This window comes from Streptomyces thermoviolaceus, from assembly GCF_045209695.1.
Lineage (GTDB): Bacteria > Actinomycetota > Actinomycetes > Streptomycetales > Streptomycetaceae > Streptomyces > Streptomyces thermoviolaceus.
Window position 1 is genome coordinate 757,250 of record NZ_CP109280.1, and the last position, 16,559, is coordinate 773,808.

13 protein-coding genes are annotated in these 16,559 nt (G+C 73.1%); all 13 read right to left on the reverse strand.

The annotated features are described in order from the left end of the window. Window position 1: 1 nt before the first annotated feature. The 13 genes from OG899_RS03395 to OG899_RS03455 all read right to left on the reverse strand — a co-directional run bounded on the left by OG899_RS03395 (window position 2) and on the right by OG899_RS03455 (window position 16,295). A complete protein-coding gene (locus OG899_RS03395) occupies window positions 2-850 on the reverse strand; it encodes a TatD family hydrolase (RefSeq protein WP_125500360.1) in 849 nt (282 codons plus the stop codon). Further along, a complete protein-coding gene (locus tag OG899_RS03400) occupies window positions 850-1,620 on the reverse strand; it encodes an EboA domain-containing protein (RefSeq protein ID WP_168132315.1) in 771 nt (256 codons plus the stop codon). The genes OG899_RS03395 and OG899_RS03400 overlap by 1 nt, the downstream gene beginning before the upstream one ends. Next, the gene (locus OG899_RS03405) at window positions 1,617-2,612 is read right to left on the reverse strand and encodes a sugar phosphate isomerase/epimerase (protein WP_168132316.1); all 996 of its coding nucleotides are present in this window, start codon (window positions 2,610-2,612) and stop codon (window positions 1,617-1,619) included. Before OG899_RS03405 ends, OG899_RS03400 begins: the two co-directional genes overlap by 4 nt. Continuing rightward, window positions 2,609-3,553, reverse strand: a complete 945-nt coding sequence (locus tag OG899_RS03410; RefSeq protein ID WP_168132317.1) for an SCO3242 family prenyltransferase — start codon at window positions 3,551-3,553, stop codon at window positions 2,609-2,611. Before OG899_RS03410 ends, OG899_RS03405 begins: the two co-directional genes overlap by 4 nt. Next, window positions 3,553-4,698, reverse strand: coding sequence for an inositol-3-phosphate synthase (locus OG899_RS03415; RefSeq protein WP_125498561.1), 1,146 nt, complete (start codon window positions 4,696-4,698; stop codon window positions 3,553-3,555). The genes OG899_RS03410 and OG899_RS03415 overlap by 1 nt, the downstream gene beginning before the upstream one ends. A gap of 135 nt (window positions 4,699-4,833) precedes the next feature. Continuing rightward, complete coding sequence (locus OG899_RS03420) at window positions 4,834-6,183, reverse strand: ThuA domain-containing protein (RefSeq protein WP_229814182.1); 1,350 nt, start codon at window positions 6,181-6,183, stop codon at window positions 4,834-4,836. Window positions 6,184-6,196: 13 nt separating this feature from the next. After that, window positions 6,197-8,713: a PQQ-dependent sugar dehydrogenase gene (locus OG899_RS03425; RefSeq protein WP_373296067.1), complete on the reverse strand. Its 2,517-nt coding sequence runs from the start codon at window positions 8,711-8,713 to the stop codon at window positions 6,197-6,199. Between the two features lie 111 nt (window positions 8,714-8,824). Further along, entirely contained in the window at window positions 8,825-9,823 is a 999-nt protein-coding gene (locus OG899_RS03430) for a sugar phosphate isomerase/epimerase (protein ID WP_125498563.1), read from the reverse strand. A gap of 15 nt (window positions 9,824-9,838) precedes the next feature. Then, window positions 9,839-11,056 (reverse strand): Gfo/Idh/MocA family protein, encoded by a 1,218-nt coding sequence (locus tag OG899_RS03435; RefSeq protein WP_125498564.1) that lies wholly within the window; start codon window positions 11,054-11,056, stop codon window positions 9,839-9,841. Between the two features lie 91 nt (window positions 11,057-11,147). Next, window positions 11,148-12,188: a substrate-binding domain-containing protein gene (locus OG899_RS03440; protein ID WP_125498565.1), complete on the reverse strand. Its 1,041-nt coding sequence runs from the start codon at window positions 12,186-12,188 to the stop codon at window positions 11,148-11,150. 17 nt (window positions 12,189-12,205) lie between these two features. Continuing rightward, window positions 12,206-13,225 (reverse strand): ABC transporter permease, encoded by a 1,020-nt coding sequence (locus OG899_RS03445; protein ID WP_125498566.1) that lies wholly within the window; start codon window positions 13,223-13,225, stop codon window positions 12,206-12,208. Beyond that, window positions 13,222-14,766: a sugar ABC transporter ATP-binding protein gene (locus OG899_RS03450; RefSeq protein ID WP_125498567.1), complete on the reverse strand. Its 1,545-nt coding sequence runs from the start codon at window positions 14,764-14,766 to the stop codon at window positions 13,222-13,224. The genes OG899_RS03445 and OG899_RS03450 overlap by 4 nt, the downstream gene beginning before the upstream one ends. Before the next feature lie 347 nt (window positions 14,767-15,113). Beyond that, window positions 15,114-16,295: an ROK family transcriptional regulator gene (locus OG899_RS03455; protein WP_168132320.1), complete on the reverse strand. Its 1,182-nt coding sequence runs from the start codon at window positions 16,293-16,295 to the stop codon at window positions 15,114-15,116. Between the last annotated feature and the right edge of the window lie 264 nt (window positions 16,296-16,559).

The window sequence follows — 16,559 nt, forward strand, 5'->3', positions numbered from 1 at the left end:
CTCACTCCCCGCCGCGCAGCACGGAGTTGCCCTCGTGCGTGCCGCCCGGCGGGGTGACGTTCAGGTCCAGGCGTCCGCTCAGGCCGTAGAAGGCGACCGGGTTGCGCCACAGCACCAGGTCGACGGTGTCCTCGTCGAAACCCTCGGCCAGCATCAGGTCGGCCACCTTGCGGGTCTTGAGCGGGTCGCTCCTTCCCCAGTCGGCGGCCGAGTTCACCAGCACCCGCTCGGGCCCGTAGGTGCGCAGCAGGGCGACCATGCGGGCCTCGTCCATCTTGGTGTCGGGGTAGACGGAGAAACCGAGCCAGCAGCCAAACTCCTTGGCCTCCTTGACGGTGGTCTCGTTGAGGTGGTCGACCAGGACGCGGTCCTCGGGCAGCGCGGACTCGCGGACCACGTCCAGGGTGCGGCGCAGTCCGGCGAGCTTGTCGCGGTGCGGGGTGTGCACCAGCGCGGGCAGGCCGTGGTCGGCGGCGAGCTGCAGCTGGGCGGCGAGCGCCGTGTCCTCGGCGGGGGTCATCGCGTCGTAGCCGATCTCGCCGACCGCGACGACCCGGTCCTTGAGCAGGTAGCGGGGCAGTTCGTCGAGGACGGGCCGGCAGCGCGGGTCGTTGGCCTCCTTGGGGTTGAGTGCGAGGGTGCAGTGGTGGGCGATGCCGTACTGGGCGGCGCGGAAGGGTTCCCAGCCCAGCAGGGAGTCGAAGTAGTCGTAGAAGGAGGCGGGCGAGGTCCGGGGCTGGCCGAGCCAGAACGCCGGTTCGACCAGGGCGCGCACTCCGGCGGCGTACATGGCCTCGTAGTCGTCGGTGGTCCGCGACGTCATGTGGATGTGGGGGTCGAAGATGCGCATCAGGCCTCCTTGCCGTGGGGACGGGTGCCGTGGGCGCGGTCGGTGCCGGGGACGGGGTCGGTGCCGTGGGCGCGGTCGGTGCCGGGGACGGGGTCGGTGCCGTGCGGCGGGGTGGCGGTGGCCAGGGCCAGGACGCGGTGCAGGCCCTCCGGGACACTGCGGCCGGCCGCGGTGCGTTCGGCGGCGTAGTCGGCGAGCATGCGGGCGAGTTCCGCGTCTTCGGCGGCGCGGTGCTCCAGGCCGGCCACGGTGTCCACGGGCACCCCGGTGAACAGGCACTTGAGCACGGCATGCCGCCAGGCGTGGGCGGGCAGGTGCCGGGCGGCGTACGGGCCGACGGCGGCGGCGAGCAGCCGGGTGTCGTTGGTGCGCAGGGCGTCCTCGACGAGCGGCAGGGCGTCGGGGCCGGTCACCAGGTGGGGCAGGGCGTGCAGCACGGCGCGGCGTTCGTCGGCGGTGCCGTGGTGGTAGACGCGGGTGAGGGCGTCGGTTCCGGCGCGGGCCGCGTGCAGGATCAGGACGCGGGCGGCGTCGGCGTGGTGGCTGCCCACGCGGCGGCCGGCCTCGGCCAGGCGCAGCTCCCACACCGGGATCGGCCGGTCCGTTCCGTCGTCGCCGGCGGCCTCCTGCAGGGCCTGGTGCAGCCAGGCGCGGGCGGCGCCGTCCAGGTCCGCCTCCAGTCGGGTGCGGATCGCGTCGAGCGCGTCCGGCGTGGTGGTCGGCGGGACGGTGCCGGAGGGGGCGGGGGTGGTGTGCGGGGGGTGGGTCATCGCGTGCTCCCTTCGCGGGGTTCGCGGATGGCGGACGCGGTGGGGGGTGCGGGCGCGGCCGGGGGCGCCGCGCGGCCGGTGGGTGCGGGGGCTGCCGGGTGTGCGGGGGTGCCGGAGCGGGTGGGTGTGCCCGGTGCGGCGGCGCGCAGGAAGGGCAGGGAGTCGGCCGCGTACCGTGGGCCGGCGTGGGAGTGGCGGGGCAGTTCCACGACGGTCAGGCCCTGGTAGCCGGCCTCGGCCAGGGCCTCCAGCACGGGCGGGAAGTCGATCTCGCCCTCCCCGAACGGAAGGTGCTCGTGGACGCCGCGGCGCATGTCCTCGATCTGCACATGTTTCAGCCAGGGCGCGGCCCGGCGCACGCAGTCGGCGGGCGGGAGCGGCTCCAGGCACTGGCAGTGCCCGATGTCCAGGGTCAGGCCCAGGTGGTCCGGGTCGCCCAGGGTGCGGCGCAGCCGGTCGAAGTCGTCCAGGGTGGCCAGCAGGTGCCCGGGTTCGGGCTCCACGGCCAACGGCACCCCCGCGGCCGCGGCGGCGTCCAGGACCGGGGTCAGGGACTCGGCCAGCCGCTTCCAGGCGGTGTCCTCGTCGGTGCCGGGCACAAGGACGCCGCTGAAGCAGTGCACGGCGTGGGCTCCGAGGTCGGCGGCCACCTGCACGGCCCGCAGCAGCAGGTCGATGCGGCGGGCGCGGTCGTCGGGGTCGGCGTCCAGGAGGGTGGGGCCGTGTTTGCGGCGCGGGTCGAGCACGTAACGGGCGCCTGTCTCCACCGTCACCTGGAGTCCGAGGGCCTGGAGGCGGTGCGCCACCCGGCGGGTCCGGGCCGCCAGGAGGGGTGCGAGCGGGTCCAGGTGCATGTGGTCGAGCGTCAGGCCCACGCCGTCGTAGCCCAGGTCGGCCAGCAGGGCGAGGGCGTCGTCCAGGCGGAGGTCGGCCAGGCCGTTGGTGCCGTAGCCGAACCGCAGGGGCGTGCCGCCCGTCTCGGGTGGGGTCATGTGACACTCACCTTCCTCGCGAACCGGCGGGCGAGCGGGGCCAGGGCCGCGGTGAACGCCGCGGTGGCCGGGGCTCCGGCGCGGGCGGCCAGCGCGGCCTGCAACGGGATGGTGGCGCGGATGCCGCCGCCCACGGCCCGCTGGGTGAGCGGCGGGGAGGGGTTGAGGGCGGCGTGCAGGCAGGGCCGGGCCCAGGCGGCGGTGTAGGCGGCGGCCAGCAGGGTCGGCAGGGCGCGCCGCGCGGCCGGTGGTCGGCGGTGTGCGGGGCGCGGGTGGCGGGTGAGCAGGCCGCCGAGGGCGCCGGTGGCCGCCAGCGCCGCCAGGGGCGCGGCCGGGGAGCCGCCCGTGGTCTCGTGGCGGGAGACCGCCGTGACGGCCAGGGTGTGGGCGCCGAGGAGGGCGGCCGAGGGCAGGGCGGTGCGGGCGCGGCCGGTGGTGGCGGCCGCGCCCAGCAGCAGGTCGAGGCCGCGGGCCGCCGCCATGGCGAGGGGGCCGGCCGCCGTGTGTTTCAGGGCCAGGTCGTACGCCCACACGGTGGCGGCGAGCGAGGCGGCGACCGCCGCGGCGGGGCAGCCCGCGCGGCCGGCCAGGGCCACACCGGTCGCGGTGAGCGCACCGGCCGCGGTGAGGGCCGCGGCGGGACGGACACGGCCGGAGGGCAGCGGGCGGTGCGGGCGCTCCTCGGCGTCCACGGCGCGGTCGGCCCAGTCGTTGAGGACCATGCCCGCCTCGTACAGGCAGGCGGAGGAGCACACGGCGAGCAGGGTGCGGGAGGTGAGGCGGCCGTGGGCGGCCGCGGCACCGGACAGGGCGTCGCCGGGGACGGTGAACAGCGCGGGCAGTCGCAGCAGTTCGGCCCAGGCGCGCAGGGTGCCGCCGAGTCCGGCCGGCCTGTGGGTGGGCGGGCCGGCGGGCCGGGTGTGCGGTGTGCCGGCCGGCATCACCGCTCCTCCCCCGCCGGTGCGTCGTCGGTGCGCAGCCGGGCCGCGAGGCGGAGCAGCGCGGCGTACTGGTCCGTCAGGTCCGCCGGTCCGTCGCCCATCGGGTCCTTGAAGTAGAAGCCCAGGTCGCCGAGGGGGCCGGACAGGCCGGCCTCGTGGGCGCGGGCGGTGAGCCGCACCAGATCCAGCACCAGGGGTGCGGCGAGCGCGGAGTCGACGCCCTGCCAGATGGTCTGCAGCACCATGCGGGTGCCGAGGAAGCCGTCGAAGGCGATGTGGTCCCAGGCGGTCTTGAACTCGCCGAGCGCGGGGACGTCGTCGATGTGCACCTCGCCCTCGGGGGTGTGGCCGAGGGTCTCGGTGAGCACGCGTTCCTTGCCGGCGTTCTTGGCGGCGGCCGCGGCCGGGTCGGCGAGGGCGGCTCCGTCGCCGCCGCCCAGCAGGTTGGTGCCCGACCAGGCACGGACGGCGAGGGCGCGCTGCCGGAACATCGGGCCGAGCACCGAGCGCAGCAGGGTCTGCCCGGTCTTGCCGTCGCGGCCGGCGTACGGCAGGCCGCTCTCGGTGGCGAGCGGGGCAAGCGCCGGGTGGTGCAGGCCGGTGGACGGGGTGAAGTTGACGTAGGGGCAGCCGGCGCGCAGGGCGGCCGCCGCGTACAGCGAGCTGGGGGGCAGGTCGGTGCCCTGGGGTGCGGGTTCCGTGGAGGCGACGTTGACCACCACGGTGCGGGCGGCGCCGGTGCGGCGGGTGAAGTCCTGGATGTCGGCAGCGAAGGCGGCGATCAGCTCCTCGGGTTCCCTGCGGTCGCCGGCGACGGGGCCGCCGGGCCTGATCTCCCGGTCGGCGGCGGCGAGTTCGGCGGCGACGGCGGTGGTCAGACCGTGCGGGAGCACACCGGCGGCGGTCAGTTCCTCGGCGCGTTTGGGCAGCGGACAGTGTGCGGTGTCGTGCCCGCCGAAGACGAGCGAGGACAGCGCGGGCAGCCCGCTGCCGGAGAAGGCGGACGTCTCGGTGAGCATGCCCGTGGGCGGGTGCAGCCCGGCGGCGAGGGCGGCGCACCCGGCGACGACGGTCGTGGCCACGGAGCCGCGTGCGCCGATCAGCCAGACGCCGACGGGAGCGCGGGGTGGGAGGGACGCGGACATGGGCAGCCTCCTGTCAGACGCGGAGCCGGAGCAGAGCCCCCGGAAGGAGCCGGAGGGCCCCGGAGCAAACCGGAGGAAGTCGGAGGGGAAGGGGTGACGGCGGGCGGGGGTCCGGCGTCCCCCGCCCGCCGTCGCTCAGCGGCCCTGCGACGCGCCGGTCGCGGGCAGTTCCTTGATCCGGACGTTGCGGAAGGAGACCTGGTCGTCGGCCGAGTGGTTCTGGATGCCGATGTGGCCGTCGGTCAGGCTCCGGGCCGGATCGGTGTTGGTGAAATCGTTGATCAGGACGCCGTTGAGCCACACGCGCAGGCGTTCGCCCTCCACGCGGATCTCAAAGGTGTTCCACTCCCCCGGCGGGTTCAGCGCGCGGTCGCGCTCGCGCAGGTCGGCGGACTGGAAACCGTAGACGGAGCCCGTGGTCTTCTCGGGCACGTCGGTGGCGTCGATCTGGATCTCGTAGCCGTTGTCGACGGCCGACCACGGGTCGTCGGAGGGCGGGAAGCCCACGAACACCCCCGAGTTGTCGTCGCCGGCCGTCTTCCAGTCGAGTTTGAGCGAGTAGGAGGAGAATCCGGAGGCGGCGTACCAGAGCAGGCCCATGCCGCCCTCGGAGGTGAGGGTGCCGTCCTCGGAGAGGGTGAAGGAGCCGGGACCCGCCTGCTGCCAGCCGGCCAGCGAGGCGGCGGTGCCGTCGAAGAGGGCGCGGTAGCCGTTCTCCGGGCGGCAGTCCGCCTGCGCGTCGCCGATGGCGTACCGGATGCCGCCGAGCAGGTGTGCCCGGAAGGCGGGGTCGGCGTAGGACTCCTTGGTGTGGCCGAGCCCGGTGTAGAAGGAGCGGCCGCCCTGGTAGTCCTGGCACCAGGCGATCGGGTGGTCGCCGTTCATGGTGCCGCCGGTGTACGAGGACTCGTCCAGCGAGGCCAGCACATGCGCGCGGGTGCGCGGGTTCGAGCGGTAGTCGTACCACTCGTCCGTGCGGTCCCAGGTGGGCGCCAGGTGTGCGGTGGCCGGGTGGGCGCGGTCCTCGATGTCGACGCGGGCCTGCTGGATCTGCGGGTGGGACTGGAAGTAGGCGCCGACGAGGCCGCCGTAGAACGCCCAGTCGTACTCGGTGTCGGCGGCGGCGTGGACGCCGACGTAGCCGCCGCCGTGCCGGATGTACTGCTCGAAGGCCCGCTGTTGGGCGGCATCGAGGACGTCGCCCGTGGTGGACAGGAACACCACCGCCCGGTAGCGGCGCAGGTTCGCCGGGGTGAAGGCCTTCGCGTCCTCGGTGGCGTCGACGGCGAAGCCGCCCGCGTCACCGAGTTCTTTCACCGCGGCGATGCCGTCGGGGATCGAGTCGTGCCGGAAGCCGGCGGTCTTGGAGAACACCAGCACCCGCTTGCCGTCCGCCGGGTGCGCGGAGGCCGGGAGTGCGGCACCGCCGAGCAGCAGGGCCGCCGCGGCGGCCAGGGTGGCCGTGCGTCGGATCGGGCGGTTCACGGTTCGCCTCCTCTCAGCCGGTGGTGAAGGTGAAGTCGTCCAGGTGGAACAAGGTGTCACCGCTGCCGCCCTTGAACACCAGGTACAGCGTGGTGGTGCCCTTCGGGGCACGGGACAGGGAGGCGGTGACGTCCTGGTAGGTGTCCCAGCCGCCGGTCGCCGGGACGGTCGCCTTGCCCAGCAGGGTGCCCTTCGCCGAGCCGGCGCGGACCTCGAGCGTGCCGCCCTGGCCGGCGGAGGAGACCCGTGCGGTGATCGTCGTGGCGTTCTTCAGGACGTAGGGCGTGAAGGAGATCCAGTCGCCGTCGGAGATGTCACCGACGGTCTTGCCGCCGTGCGCGGCGCTCTGGTCCAGCACGGTCACACCCGAGGAGTCGCCGAAGTGCTCGGCCTGGCGGTGCCGGGGCTGGGTGACATGGGTGGTGTGCGTGGTCAGCGGTGCCTGGCCGCCGCCTCCGTTGTCGGTGTACTGGGCGTCGAACACGCCGAAGATGTTGGCGTTCTCGTCGTGTCCGCCGTCGTTGCTGGTCTGGATGGTGCCGGAGCAGCCCTGGGCGGAGGTCAGCGGGTGGCCGTGGCTGTCGTGGCCGAGGACGAAGGTGACGGTGACCTTGGAGCAGTCGATGTTCTTCCCATCCTCGGGGTCGGTGACCTTCACCTTGAACGGCACGGCGTCACCGAAGTCGAACAGCTGCCCGTCCTCCGGGAGTTGCAGGGTGACCGTGGGAGCGGTGTTGCCGACGACGACCTGGACGCCGGCGCTGCCGGTGCGCCCGGAGGGATCGGTGACGGTCAGGGTCGCGGTGTAGGTGCCGTTGCTGCGGTAGGTGTGCTTGGGGTTCGCGGCCGTGGAGGTGGTTCCGTCACCGAAGTCCCAGTGGTAGGTGAGGGCGTCGCCGTCCTGGTCGCTGGTGCCGGCCGAGGAGAAGGAGACCTTCAGCGGGGCCTTGCCGCTGGTGCGGTCGGCGGCGGCCTGCGCGACCGGGGAGTGGCCGTCGGTGGCGTTCTCGATCCGGTACAGGGCGGAGTTCTCGTCACCGCCGAACCAGCTCAGGCCGTAGTCGAGGACGTACAGGGCGCCGTCCGGGCCGAACGCCATGTCCATCACCTGGGTGCCGGACCAGGGGAAGGGGTTGATGGACTGCACGGTGCCGTCGTCGTCGGTGACGATCCGCTTGATCCACTGGCGTCCGAACTCCCCGGCGAAGAAGTCACCGTCGTAGGACTCGGGGAACTTCACCGGCGAGTCCAGCTCCGGGTCGTAGTGGTAGACCGGGCCGCCCATGGGGGACTCGGAGCCGTCGCCGAACTCGGGCACGGACGGGCCGTCGTAGGGGATCCAGGCGGGCTGGGCGGGCGGCAGGTCGGTCAGGCCGGTGTTGTGCGGGGAGTCGTTCTTCGGGGCGTCGCAGTCGAAGGGCTCCCCGCTGGTTCCGGTCGCGAAGTCGTAGTCGACGTAGGCCTCGTTGGCGCCGACGCAGTACGGCCAGCCGAAGTTGCCGGGACCGGTGACGCGGGCGAACTCGACCTGTCCGGCCGGGCCGCGCTTCGGGTCGGCCGCGCCGGCGTCGGGGCCGTAGTCGCCGACGTAGAGGATGCCGGTCTCCTTGTCGACGCTGAACCGGAACGGGTTGCGGAAGCCCATCGCGTAGATCTCGGGACGGGTCTTCGGGGTGCCGGGCGGGAACAGGTTGCCGTCCGGGATGGAGTAGGAGCCGTCCTCGTTGACCTTGATCCGCAGGATCTTGCCGCGCAGGTCGTTGGTGTTGCCGGCGGTGCGCTGGGCGTCGAAGGCCGGGTTGCGGTCGCTGCGCTCGTCGATGGGGGTGAAGCCGTCCGACTGGAACGGGTTGGAGTCGTCGCCGGTCGACAGGTACAGGTTGCCGTCCGCGTCGAAGTCGATGTCGCCGCCGACGTGGCAGCAGATGCCGCGGGAGGTCGGGACGTCGAGGATCTTCGTCTCGCTGGCCAGGTCCAAGGTGCCGTCCGTCTTCAGCACGAAGCGGGACAGGCGGTTGACGCCGTCGAAGGGGGCGAAGTCCTCGGCGGTGCCGGTCTCGGGGGCGTCCCCGGCGGGGGTGTCCAGCGGCGGTGCGTAGTACAGGTAGATGTACCGGTTGGTGGCGAAGTCCGGGTCGACGCCGACGCCCTGCAGGCCTTCCTCGTCGTGGGAGTAGACGTCGAGCTTGCCGGCGACCTCGGTGTTGCCGGCGGCGTCGGTCAGGCGCAGGGTGCCGTCGCGCGAGGTGTGCAGGACCGAGCGGTCCGGCAGCACGGCCAGCGACATGGGTTCGCCGACCTCCGCGGCCCCCTTGGCGAGGGTGACCTGCTGGAAGTCCTCGGCGGCCGCGGTCGCCGCGGTGCCGGGAGTGCCGGAGGCGCCGGCCTGCGGGGCGGTCAGCGTCAGGGTGGTGCCGGCCAGCAGTGCGGCACTGGCCAGGGCGAGCGCGGTACGCAGGGGCGTGCGGCGCCGGCGGCCGCCGGGTATGCCGGTTCTGCCGGTTCTCATGGTGCGGTCTGTCCCGTGCACGTGTGCCTCCCAGGCGGGGGTTGTCGTACGGGCGGGTGCTTGCGCCGGGATGCGCCGTCATCCCGGAGACGGTGGCCGGGATGCGCCGTCATCCCGGAGACATGGGGATGGTCAGTTGCCGAAGGCCGCGTCGAACGAGGCCGACGGCGGGTCGAAGTCGTAGGCCTTCAGGCGCCGCAGTGCCTCGGGGGCGCCCTGCAGCCGGTCCATGCCCGCGTCCTCCCACTCCACGGACACCGGGCCCCGGTAGTCGATGGAGCGCAGCATGCGGAACACGTCCTCCCAGGGGACGTCGCCGTGCCCGGCGGAGACGAAGTCCCATCCGCGGCGGGGGTCTCCCCAGGGCAGGTGGGAGCCGAGCCGGCCGTTGCGGCCGTCCAGCCGTTTGCGGGCCTCCTTGCAGTCCACGTGGTAGATCCGGTCGCGGAAGTCCCACAGGAAACCGACCGGGTCGAGGTCCTGCCACACGAAGTGGGAGGGGTCGAAGTTCAGCCCGAACGCGGGACGGCGGTCCACCGCGTCCAGGGCGCGCTGGGTGGTCCAGTAGTCGTAGGCGATCTCGCTGGGGTGGACCTCGTGGGCGAAGCGCACGCCTTCGGCGTCGAAGACGTCGAGGATGGGGTTCCAGCGGGCGGCGAAGTCCTCGTAGCCGCGGTCGATCATCCGCTCGGGGACCGGCGGGAACATGGCGACGAGGTGCCAGATCGCCGAGCCGGTGAAACCGATGACGGTGTCGACGCCGAACGCGGCGGCGGCCCGTGCGGTGTCCTTCATCCGGGCGGCGGCCCGCTGCCGCACACCCTCGGGGTCGCCGTCGCCCCACACGTCGGCGGGCAGGATCCCCTGGTGGCGTTCGTCGATCACGGCGTCGCAGACGGCCTGACCGACCAGGTGGTTGGAGACGGCCCAGCACTTCAGGCCGTACTTGTCCAGCAGTTCGTGGCGGGAGGTGAGGTAGGCAGGGTCCGCGAGGGCCTTGTCCACCTCGAAGTGGTCGCCCCAGCAGGCGAGTTCGAGGCCGTCGTAGCCGAAGTCGCGGGCCAGCCGGCACACCTCTTCCAGCGGCAGATCGGCCCACTGGCCGGTGAACAGCGTGAACGGGCGCGGCATGGGTGGGTGCCTCCTTCAGGCGGCGACAGGGGTGTACAGGGAGTTCTTCGCGGCGCTCTCCTCCACGGCCGCGAGCACCCGCTGCACCTGCAGACCGTCCGCGAAGGACGGTTCGGGCCGGGTGCCCTCGGCCACGGCGTGGACGAGGTCGCGGGCCTGGTGGACGAAGGTGTGCTCGTAGCCGAGGCCGTGGCCGGGCGGCCACCAGGCGTGCAGGTAGGGGTGGTCGGGTTCGGTGACCAGGATGCGGCGGAACCCGGCGCCGCCGGCCGGCTCGGTGCCGTCGTGGAACCACAGCTCGTTGAGACGTTCCAGGTCGAAGGCGAGCGAGCCGCGGTCGCCGTTGAGTTCGATGCGCAGCGCGTTCTTGCGGCCGGTGGCGTAGCGGGTGGCCTCGAAGGAGGCCAGCGCGCCGGAGGTGAAACGGCCGGTGAACAGCGCGGCGTCGTCGACGGTGACCTCCCCGGTGGCGGGCGCGGATCCCGCGGGCTGCGCGGACAGGCCGCTGGTGGCGCCGGCCGGCAGGGGCCGCTGCCGTACGAAGGTCTCGGTGAGCGCGGACACCCCGGCCAGGCGTTCACCCGCGAGGTACTGGGCGAGGTCCACGATGTGCGCGCCGAGGTCGCCGAGCGAGCCGGACCCGGCGCGTTCCTTGCGCAGCCGCCAGGTCAGCGGGAACGCCGGGTCGACCAGCCAGTCCTGCAGATACGACACCCGCACGTGCCGCAGGGTGCCGAGCCGGCCCTCGGCGATCATGCGCCGGGCCAGCGCGGTGGCGGGCACCCTGCGGTAGTTGAACCCGACCATCGCGACCTGCCCGCGCTCGGCGGCCTCCTCCGCGGCCCGGGCCATCGCCTCGGCCTCGGCGACGGTGTTCGCCAGAGGTTTCTCGCACAGCACGTGTTTGCCGGCGGCGAGCGCGGCCAGCGCGATCTCGGCATGACTGTCGCCGGGGGTGCAGATGTCCACCAGGTCGATGTCGTCCCGGGCGACCAGGGCGCGCCAGTCGGTCTCGGCACCGGCCCAGCCCAGCCGGTCCGCGGCGGTGCGCACCGCGTCCGCGTCCCGGCCGCAGATCGCGGTGAGCTCCGGGCGAAGGGGCAGGTCGAAGACGCGGCCCACGGTGCGCCAGCCCTGGGAGTGGGCGGCACCCATGAAGGCGTATCCGACCATGCCGATGCGCAGCGGCGGCGTGTCGGCCTCGGCCGGGTCCGGGTGCTGCGGCTGTTCCATACAGGTGTCTCCTCGTCCTCGGATGGTGGCGCCGTGCAGGGTGCGGGTTTCTCGGATGGTGGCGCCGTGAGGGGTGCGGGGCGGATGCGGGTCAGCGGAAACCGGTGGGCATGTAGGTGTCGACGTTGGTCTTGTCGACGACGGCCGAGTACAGGGTGATCGAGGCGGGGATCTCGAACTCGGCGAGGCCGCCGATGCCTTTGCCCTGGCCGAGCGCGCGGGCCAGGTCGATGGCGGAGGCCGCCATGGTCGGCGGGTACAGCACGGTCGCCTTCAGCACGCTGTCGTCGCGTTCGATGGCCTGGAACGCGGACAGCGCGCCGGCACCGCCGACCATCAGGAAGTCGTCGCGGCCGGCCTGTTCGATGGCACGCAGCGCGCCCACGCCCTGGTCGTCGTCGTGGTTCCACAGCGCGTCGAACTCGGGCTGTGCCTGGAGCAGTTGGGCCATCTTGGCCTGGCCGGACTCGACGGTGAAGTCGGCGGCCTGGCGGGCCACCTTCTTGATGTTGGGGTAGTTCTTCAGGGCGTCGTCGAACCCCTGGGTGCGCTGCCGGGTGAGTTCCAGGTTGTCCAGTCCGGCGAGTTCGACGACGCGGGCGTTCGGCTTGTCCTTGAGTTTCTCGCCGATGTAGTGCCCGGCGTTCAGACCCATGCCGTAGTTGTCGCCGCCGATCCAGCAGCGGTAGGCCTGCGGGGTGTTGAACACCCGGTCGAGGTTGACCACGGGGATGCCGGCGCGCATCGCCTTCAGGCCGACCTGGGTGAGCGCCTTGCCGTCGGCGGGCAGCACCACCAGCACGTCGACCTTCTTGTTGATCAGGGTTTCGATCTGGCCGATCTGGGTGGCGGTGTCGTTGGAGCCCTCGGTGATCTCCAGGGTGACGTCGGAGTACTTCTCGGCGCGGCTCTTGGCGTTGTCGTTGATGGCGTTGAGCCAGCCGTGGTCGGCCTGGGGGCCGGCGAAGCCGATGGTGACGTGTTTGCCGGGTGTGTCGGACGCGGCCGGCTGGGCACTGCCGGCCTGCTTGCCGTCCGACGGTTCGTTGCTGGTGCACCCGGCGAGGAGGGCACCGGCGGAGACGGCGGCCGTCCCGAACAGCAGCCCTCTGCGGCTGGTCAGTGGTGACATGGTGGTGGACCCCTTCCTCAGGTGGTGCTCGCGGTACGGCGCTGGACCAGCACGGCGGCGACGATGATGGCGCCCTTGGCGATCTGCTGGGCGTCGGTCGGCAGGTTGTTCAGGGCGAAGATGTCGGTGATCGTGGTGAAGATCAGCACGCCCAGCACGGAGCCGGTGATGGTGCCGCGTCCGCCGCTGAGGAGCGTGCCGCCGATGATCGCGGCCGCGATGGCGTCGAGTTCGTACAGGTTGCCGTTGGTGTTCTGGCCGGAGCCGGACAGGACGATCAGCAGGAAGGCCGCGATGCCGCAGCACAGCCCGGACAGCAGGTACAGGTACAGACGTTGGCGGCGCACGTCGATCCCGGCGAGGCGGGCGGCCTCCGGGTTGCCGCCGACGGCGACGGTGCGGCGGCCGAAGGTGGTCCGGTTCAGCACCAGCCAGCCGATGACCGTGACGACCGCGAACACCAGCACCAGCGGCGGGATGCCGAGCACGTAGGCGTCGCGTTCGCCGAGGCGGAGGACGGAGTCGACGGTGACGACCTGGGTGCGGCCGCCGGTGATCCGCAGGGCCAGGCCGCGCGCCGAGGCCAGCATGGCGAGGGTGGCGATGAACGGCACCATGCCGCCGTAGGCGATGAGCACCCCGTTGACCAGGCCGCAGCCGAGTCCGACGAGCACCGAGGTGAACAGGATGCCGCCGAAGCCGTACTCCTGGGTGGCCACCGTGGTCGCCCACACCGAGGCCAGGGCGACGATCGCGCCGACGGACAGATCGATGCCGCCGGCGGTGATCACGAAGGTCATGCCGACGGTGACGACCCCGATGACGGACGCCTGGGTGAGCACCAGTTGCAGGTTGCGGGTGTCGAGGAACTCGTCGGGTTTCGTCACGCCGCCGATGACGATCAGCGCGGCGAGCACCCCGAGCAGGGAGAGGGTGCGCACATCGGCGCGGGCGGCCAGCGAGCGCCAGGCGGGCGGCCGGCCGGCGGTCGCGGTCTTGTCGGTGCCGCCCCGAGGCGGCGACACGGGCTGTGTCATGACGCCGGGCTCCCTTCACTGGCCACGGGGTGTGCGTTCATCACGAGGTCGAGCACCCGGTGCTCGTCGAGGTCGGTGGCGGGCGCGGTGTGCACGACGTGCCCCTCGCGCAGCACCAGCACCCGGTCGGCCAGGCCCAGCACCTCGGGCACCTCGCTGGAGACCAGCAGCACCGCGAGGCCCTCGTCGGCCAGCCGGCGGACGACCGCGTACAGTTCGGCGCGCGCGCCCACGTCGACACCTCGGGTGGGTTCGTCCAGCAGCAGCACCTTGCAGCCGCGCAGCAGCCAGCGGGCCAGGACGGCCTTCTGCTGGTTGCCGCCGGACAGGGTGCGCACCGGCACCGAGGGGTCGTCGGGCCGCAGGGACAACTCCCGCACGGCGGCCCGTGCCGCGCGGCGTTCGGCGTTCCGGTCGATCCAGCCCGCCCGCGCGAACCGGGACAGGGAGGAGACGGAGACGTTGCGGGTGACGGACTCCAGCATCAGCAGGGCCTGCGCCTTGCGTTCCTCCGGGGCGAGCCCGAGCCCGGCCCGCACCGCCGCCCGCACGCTCCCGGGGCGCACCGGCCGCCCATCGACGAGGACCTCACCGGCCGTCGGCCGCCGCGCCCCGTAGACGGTCTCCAGGATCTCGGACCGCCCGGAGCCGACGAGCCCGGCGAGCCCGACGATCTCCCCGGCCCGCACCTCGAGGTCCAGTGGCGCGAACTCGCCCGCGCGGGTCAGCCCGCGCACCTCGAGCACCGGGGGCCGCTCGGCGGCAGGGGAGGCGGCGGGCCGCTCGGGGAACACGTACTCGACGGTGCGCCCCGTCATCAACGCCACCAGATCCCGCGTGGGGGTGGTCTTCGCCGGCAGGCCGCGCGCGACCGCCCGGCCGTCCTTGAGCACGGTGACCCGGTCGCCGATGCGGCGGATCTCCTCCAGCCGGTGGGAGATGTAGACGACGGCGACACCGTCGGCGGTGAGCGAGGCGACGATACGGAAGAGGTTGTCGACCTCCTCCGGGTCGAGCGCGGCGGACGGCTCGTCCATGACGATGAGCCGCACGTCGTGGGAGAGCGCGCGGGCCATGGACACGATCTGCTGCTGCGCCGCGGACAGCCGGCCCACCGGTCGCGCCGGGTCGATCTCCGGATGCCCGAGCCGGGCCAGCAGCTCCGCGGTGGCAGCGCGGGCGGCCCGGCGGCGGACGACGAACCCTGCCGCGGTGGGTTCGTGGCCCAGGTGCACGTTCTCGGCCACCGACAGATGCTCCACCAGGTCGAGTTCCTGGTAGATGGTGGCGATGCCCAGGCGCATCGCGGCGATCGGCGAGCGCAGGGTGACGGGGTCGCCGCGCCAGCGCACGGTGCCGGTGTCGGGCTGGTGGGCGCCGGCGAGGATCTTGATGAGGGTGGACTTGCCGGCCCCGTTCTGGCCGAGCAGGCAGTGCACCTCACCGGCCTGGACGTCGAGGTCGACGCCGTCGAGCGCCCGGACGCCGGGAAAGGACTTGGTGATGCCGGACATGCTGAGCAGCGGTGGTTCGGGTGCCATGCGGTTCCCTTGGAGGCGTACGGCCGTTTTCAGGCAGGGCGGGGCTCGGTGCGGTGCGAGCGGTCACGGTGCCGGCGTGCGGGACCGGACGGGACCGGACGGGGTGGAGCCTGGCGGTGCTGGACTGAGCGGGACCGAACGGGTGGAGCCTGGCGGTGCTGTGCTGAGCTGAGCTGTGCTGAGCGGAGCCGGACTCGGGTGGCCGGGCCGGGTGCCCTCGGACGGCGGCGCCCGGTCACGGACGGGGTGCTGCTGTGCGGTGGGACGGTGCGGTGTTACGCGAGTGACACGGTGCGGTGCTGCATGGGTGACACGGTGTCGTGCTCCACGGGTGACACGGTGCGGTGCTACGCGGGTGAGAACAGGTGGTCGCTGATGAGCCGGGCCGCGCCGATCACGCCGGCGTTGGGGCCCAACTCACCCAGGACGATGGGCAGATTCCCGGTCGCCAACGGCAGCGACTGGCGGTAGACCTGGGTGCGGATCGCGGCGAGCAGGGTGTGCCCGAGTCCGGTGACCCCGCCACCGATCACCACCAGGCCGGGGTTGAAGAACGACACCAGGCCGGCGATGACCTGACCGGTGCGGGTGCCGCCCTCCCGTATCAGGTCGATCGCGGTGGCGTCGCCCGCGGCGGCCGCGGCGGCGACGTCGACGGAGGTGAGGGTGCCGTTCGTCGCCAGCCGGGAGGCGAGTTCGGCGGACCGGCCCTCCTCGGCCGCCTCCAGCGCGTCGCGGGCGAGCGCCGCGCCGCTGAAGTGGGCCTCCAGACAGCCCCGGTTGCCGCAGGCGCACGGACGTCCCCCGGGCACGGCCTGGATGTGCCCGATGTCGCCCGCGCTGCCCGTCGTCCCGCGGTGCACCTCACCGCCGACGACGATGCCGCAGCCGATGCCGGTACCGATCTTGACGCACAGGAAGTCGCCCACGGAGCGGGCGACGCCCGCGTGCATCTCCCCCATCGCCATCAGGTTCACGTCGTTGTCGACCATGACCGGGCAGCCCAGTTCCTGGCTGAGGGCCTCCCGGACCGGGAACCCGTCCCAGCCCGGCATGATCGGCGGCGCCACCGGGACGCCCTCGGGGAAGCGGACGGGTCCGGGGACGCCGATGCCGGCGCCGTCGAACCCCTCCGCGAGCCCGGAGGCCCGCAGCTTCGCGGCCATGGACAGCACCTGCTCGAAGACCGCGACCGGTCCCTCGCGGACGTCCATGGGCTGGCTGAGGTGACCCAGCACCTCCAGTTCGGCGTTGGTGACGGCGACGTCGACGGAGGTCGCGCCGATGTCCACGCCCAGGAAACGCAAGGTGGGCGCGAGCCGCACGTTGTGGGAGCGGCGCCCGCCGCGCGAGGCGGCGAGCCCGTCGGCGACGACCAGCCCCGTCTCCAGGAGCCGGTCGACCTCCACGGCCAGTTTCGACCGCGACAGGTCCACCCGGTCGCCGAGCTGTGCGCGGGAGCTGGGCCCCGAGTCACGCAGCAGCTTCAGCAGTCGGGCCTGATGCGCGTTGGCGGGTCGTGCGGTCATGCGTCTCACGTGCCCCTCCCCGCCTCGAATCGGCCGTCCGTTCCGGGCTTTTGAGAGGAACGTAGCAGCGACCGCCGAAGCTGAGAAGAAGCTGTGCAGCAATTGGCGCCGACTTTTTCCACTCAGAGGACAAAGGGTGGGGTGGGGGGGTGACCGACCTCGACGGGCGCTTGGCCCGGGGCGTGGTGCAGGACGATCAGCCGTTCCTCTCCGCCGACTGCTGTCCGCCCGTGCTGGGCGTGAGTCTGCGGCTCGCCCGCCGGC

Excerpts from the sequence above, each read along its gene's own strand:
- OG899_RS03395 (WP_125500360.1), bottom strand. The coding sequence starts at position 850 with ATGCGCATCTTCGACCCCCACATCCACATGACGTCGCGGACCACCGAC.
- OG899_RS03400 (WP_168132315.1), bottom strand. The coding sequence starts at position 1,620 with ATGACCCACCCCCCGCACACCACCCCCGCCCCCTCCGGCACCGTCCCG.
- OG899_RS03405 (WP_168132316.1), bottom strand. The coding sequence starts at position 2,612 with ATGACCCCACCCGAGACGGGCGGCACGCCCCTGCGGTTCGGCTACGGC.
- OG899_RS03410 (WP_168132317.1), bottom strand. The coding sequence starts at position 3,553 with ATGCCGGCCGGCACACCGCACACCCGGCCCGCCGGCCCGCCCACCCAC.
- OG899_RS03415 (WP_125498561.1), bottom strand. The coding sequence starts at position 4,698 with ATGTCCGCGTCCCTCCCACCCCGCGCTCCCGTCGGCGTCTGGCTGATC.
- OG899_RS03430 (WP_125498563.1), bottom strand. The coding sequence starts at position 9,823 with ATGCCGCGCCCGTTCACGCTGTTCACCGGCCAGTGGGCCGATCTGCCG.
- OG899_RS03435 (WP_125498564.1), bottom strand. The coding sequence starts at position 11,056 with ATGGAACAGCCGCAGCACCCGGACCCGGCCGAGGCCGACACGCCGCCG.
- OG899_RS03440 (WP_125498565.1), bottom strand. The coding sequence starts at position 12,188 with ATGTCACCACTGACCAGCCGCAGAGGGCTGCTGTTCGGGACGGCCGCC.
- OG899_RS03445 (WP_125498566.1), bottom strand. The coding sequence starts at position 13,225 with ATGACACAGCCCGTGTCGCCGCCTCGGGGCGGCACCGACAAGACCGCG.
- OG899_RS03450 (WP_125498567.1), bottom strand. The coding sequence starts at position 14,766 with ATGGCACCCGAACCACCGCTGCTCAGCATGTCCGGCATCACCAAGTCC.
- OG899_RS03455 (WP_168132320.1), bottom strand. The coding sequence starts at position 16,295 with ATGACCGCACGACCCGCCAACGCGCATCAGGCCCGACTGCTGAAGCTG.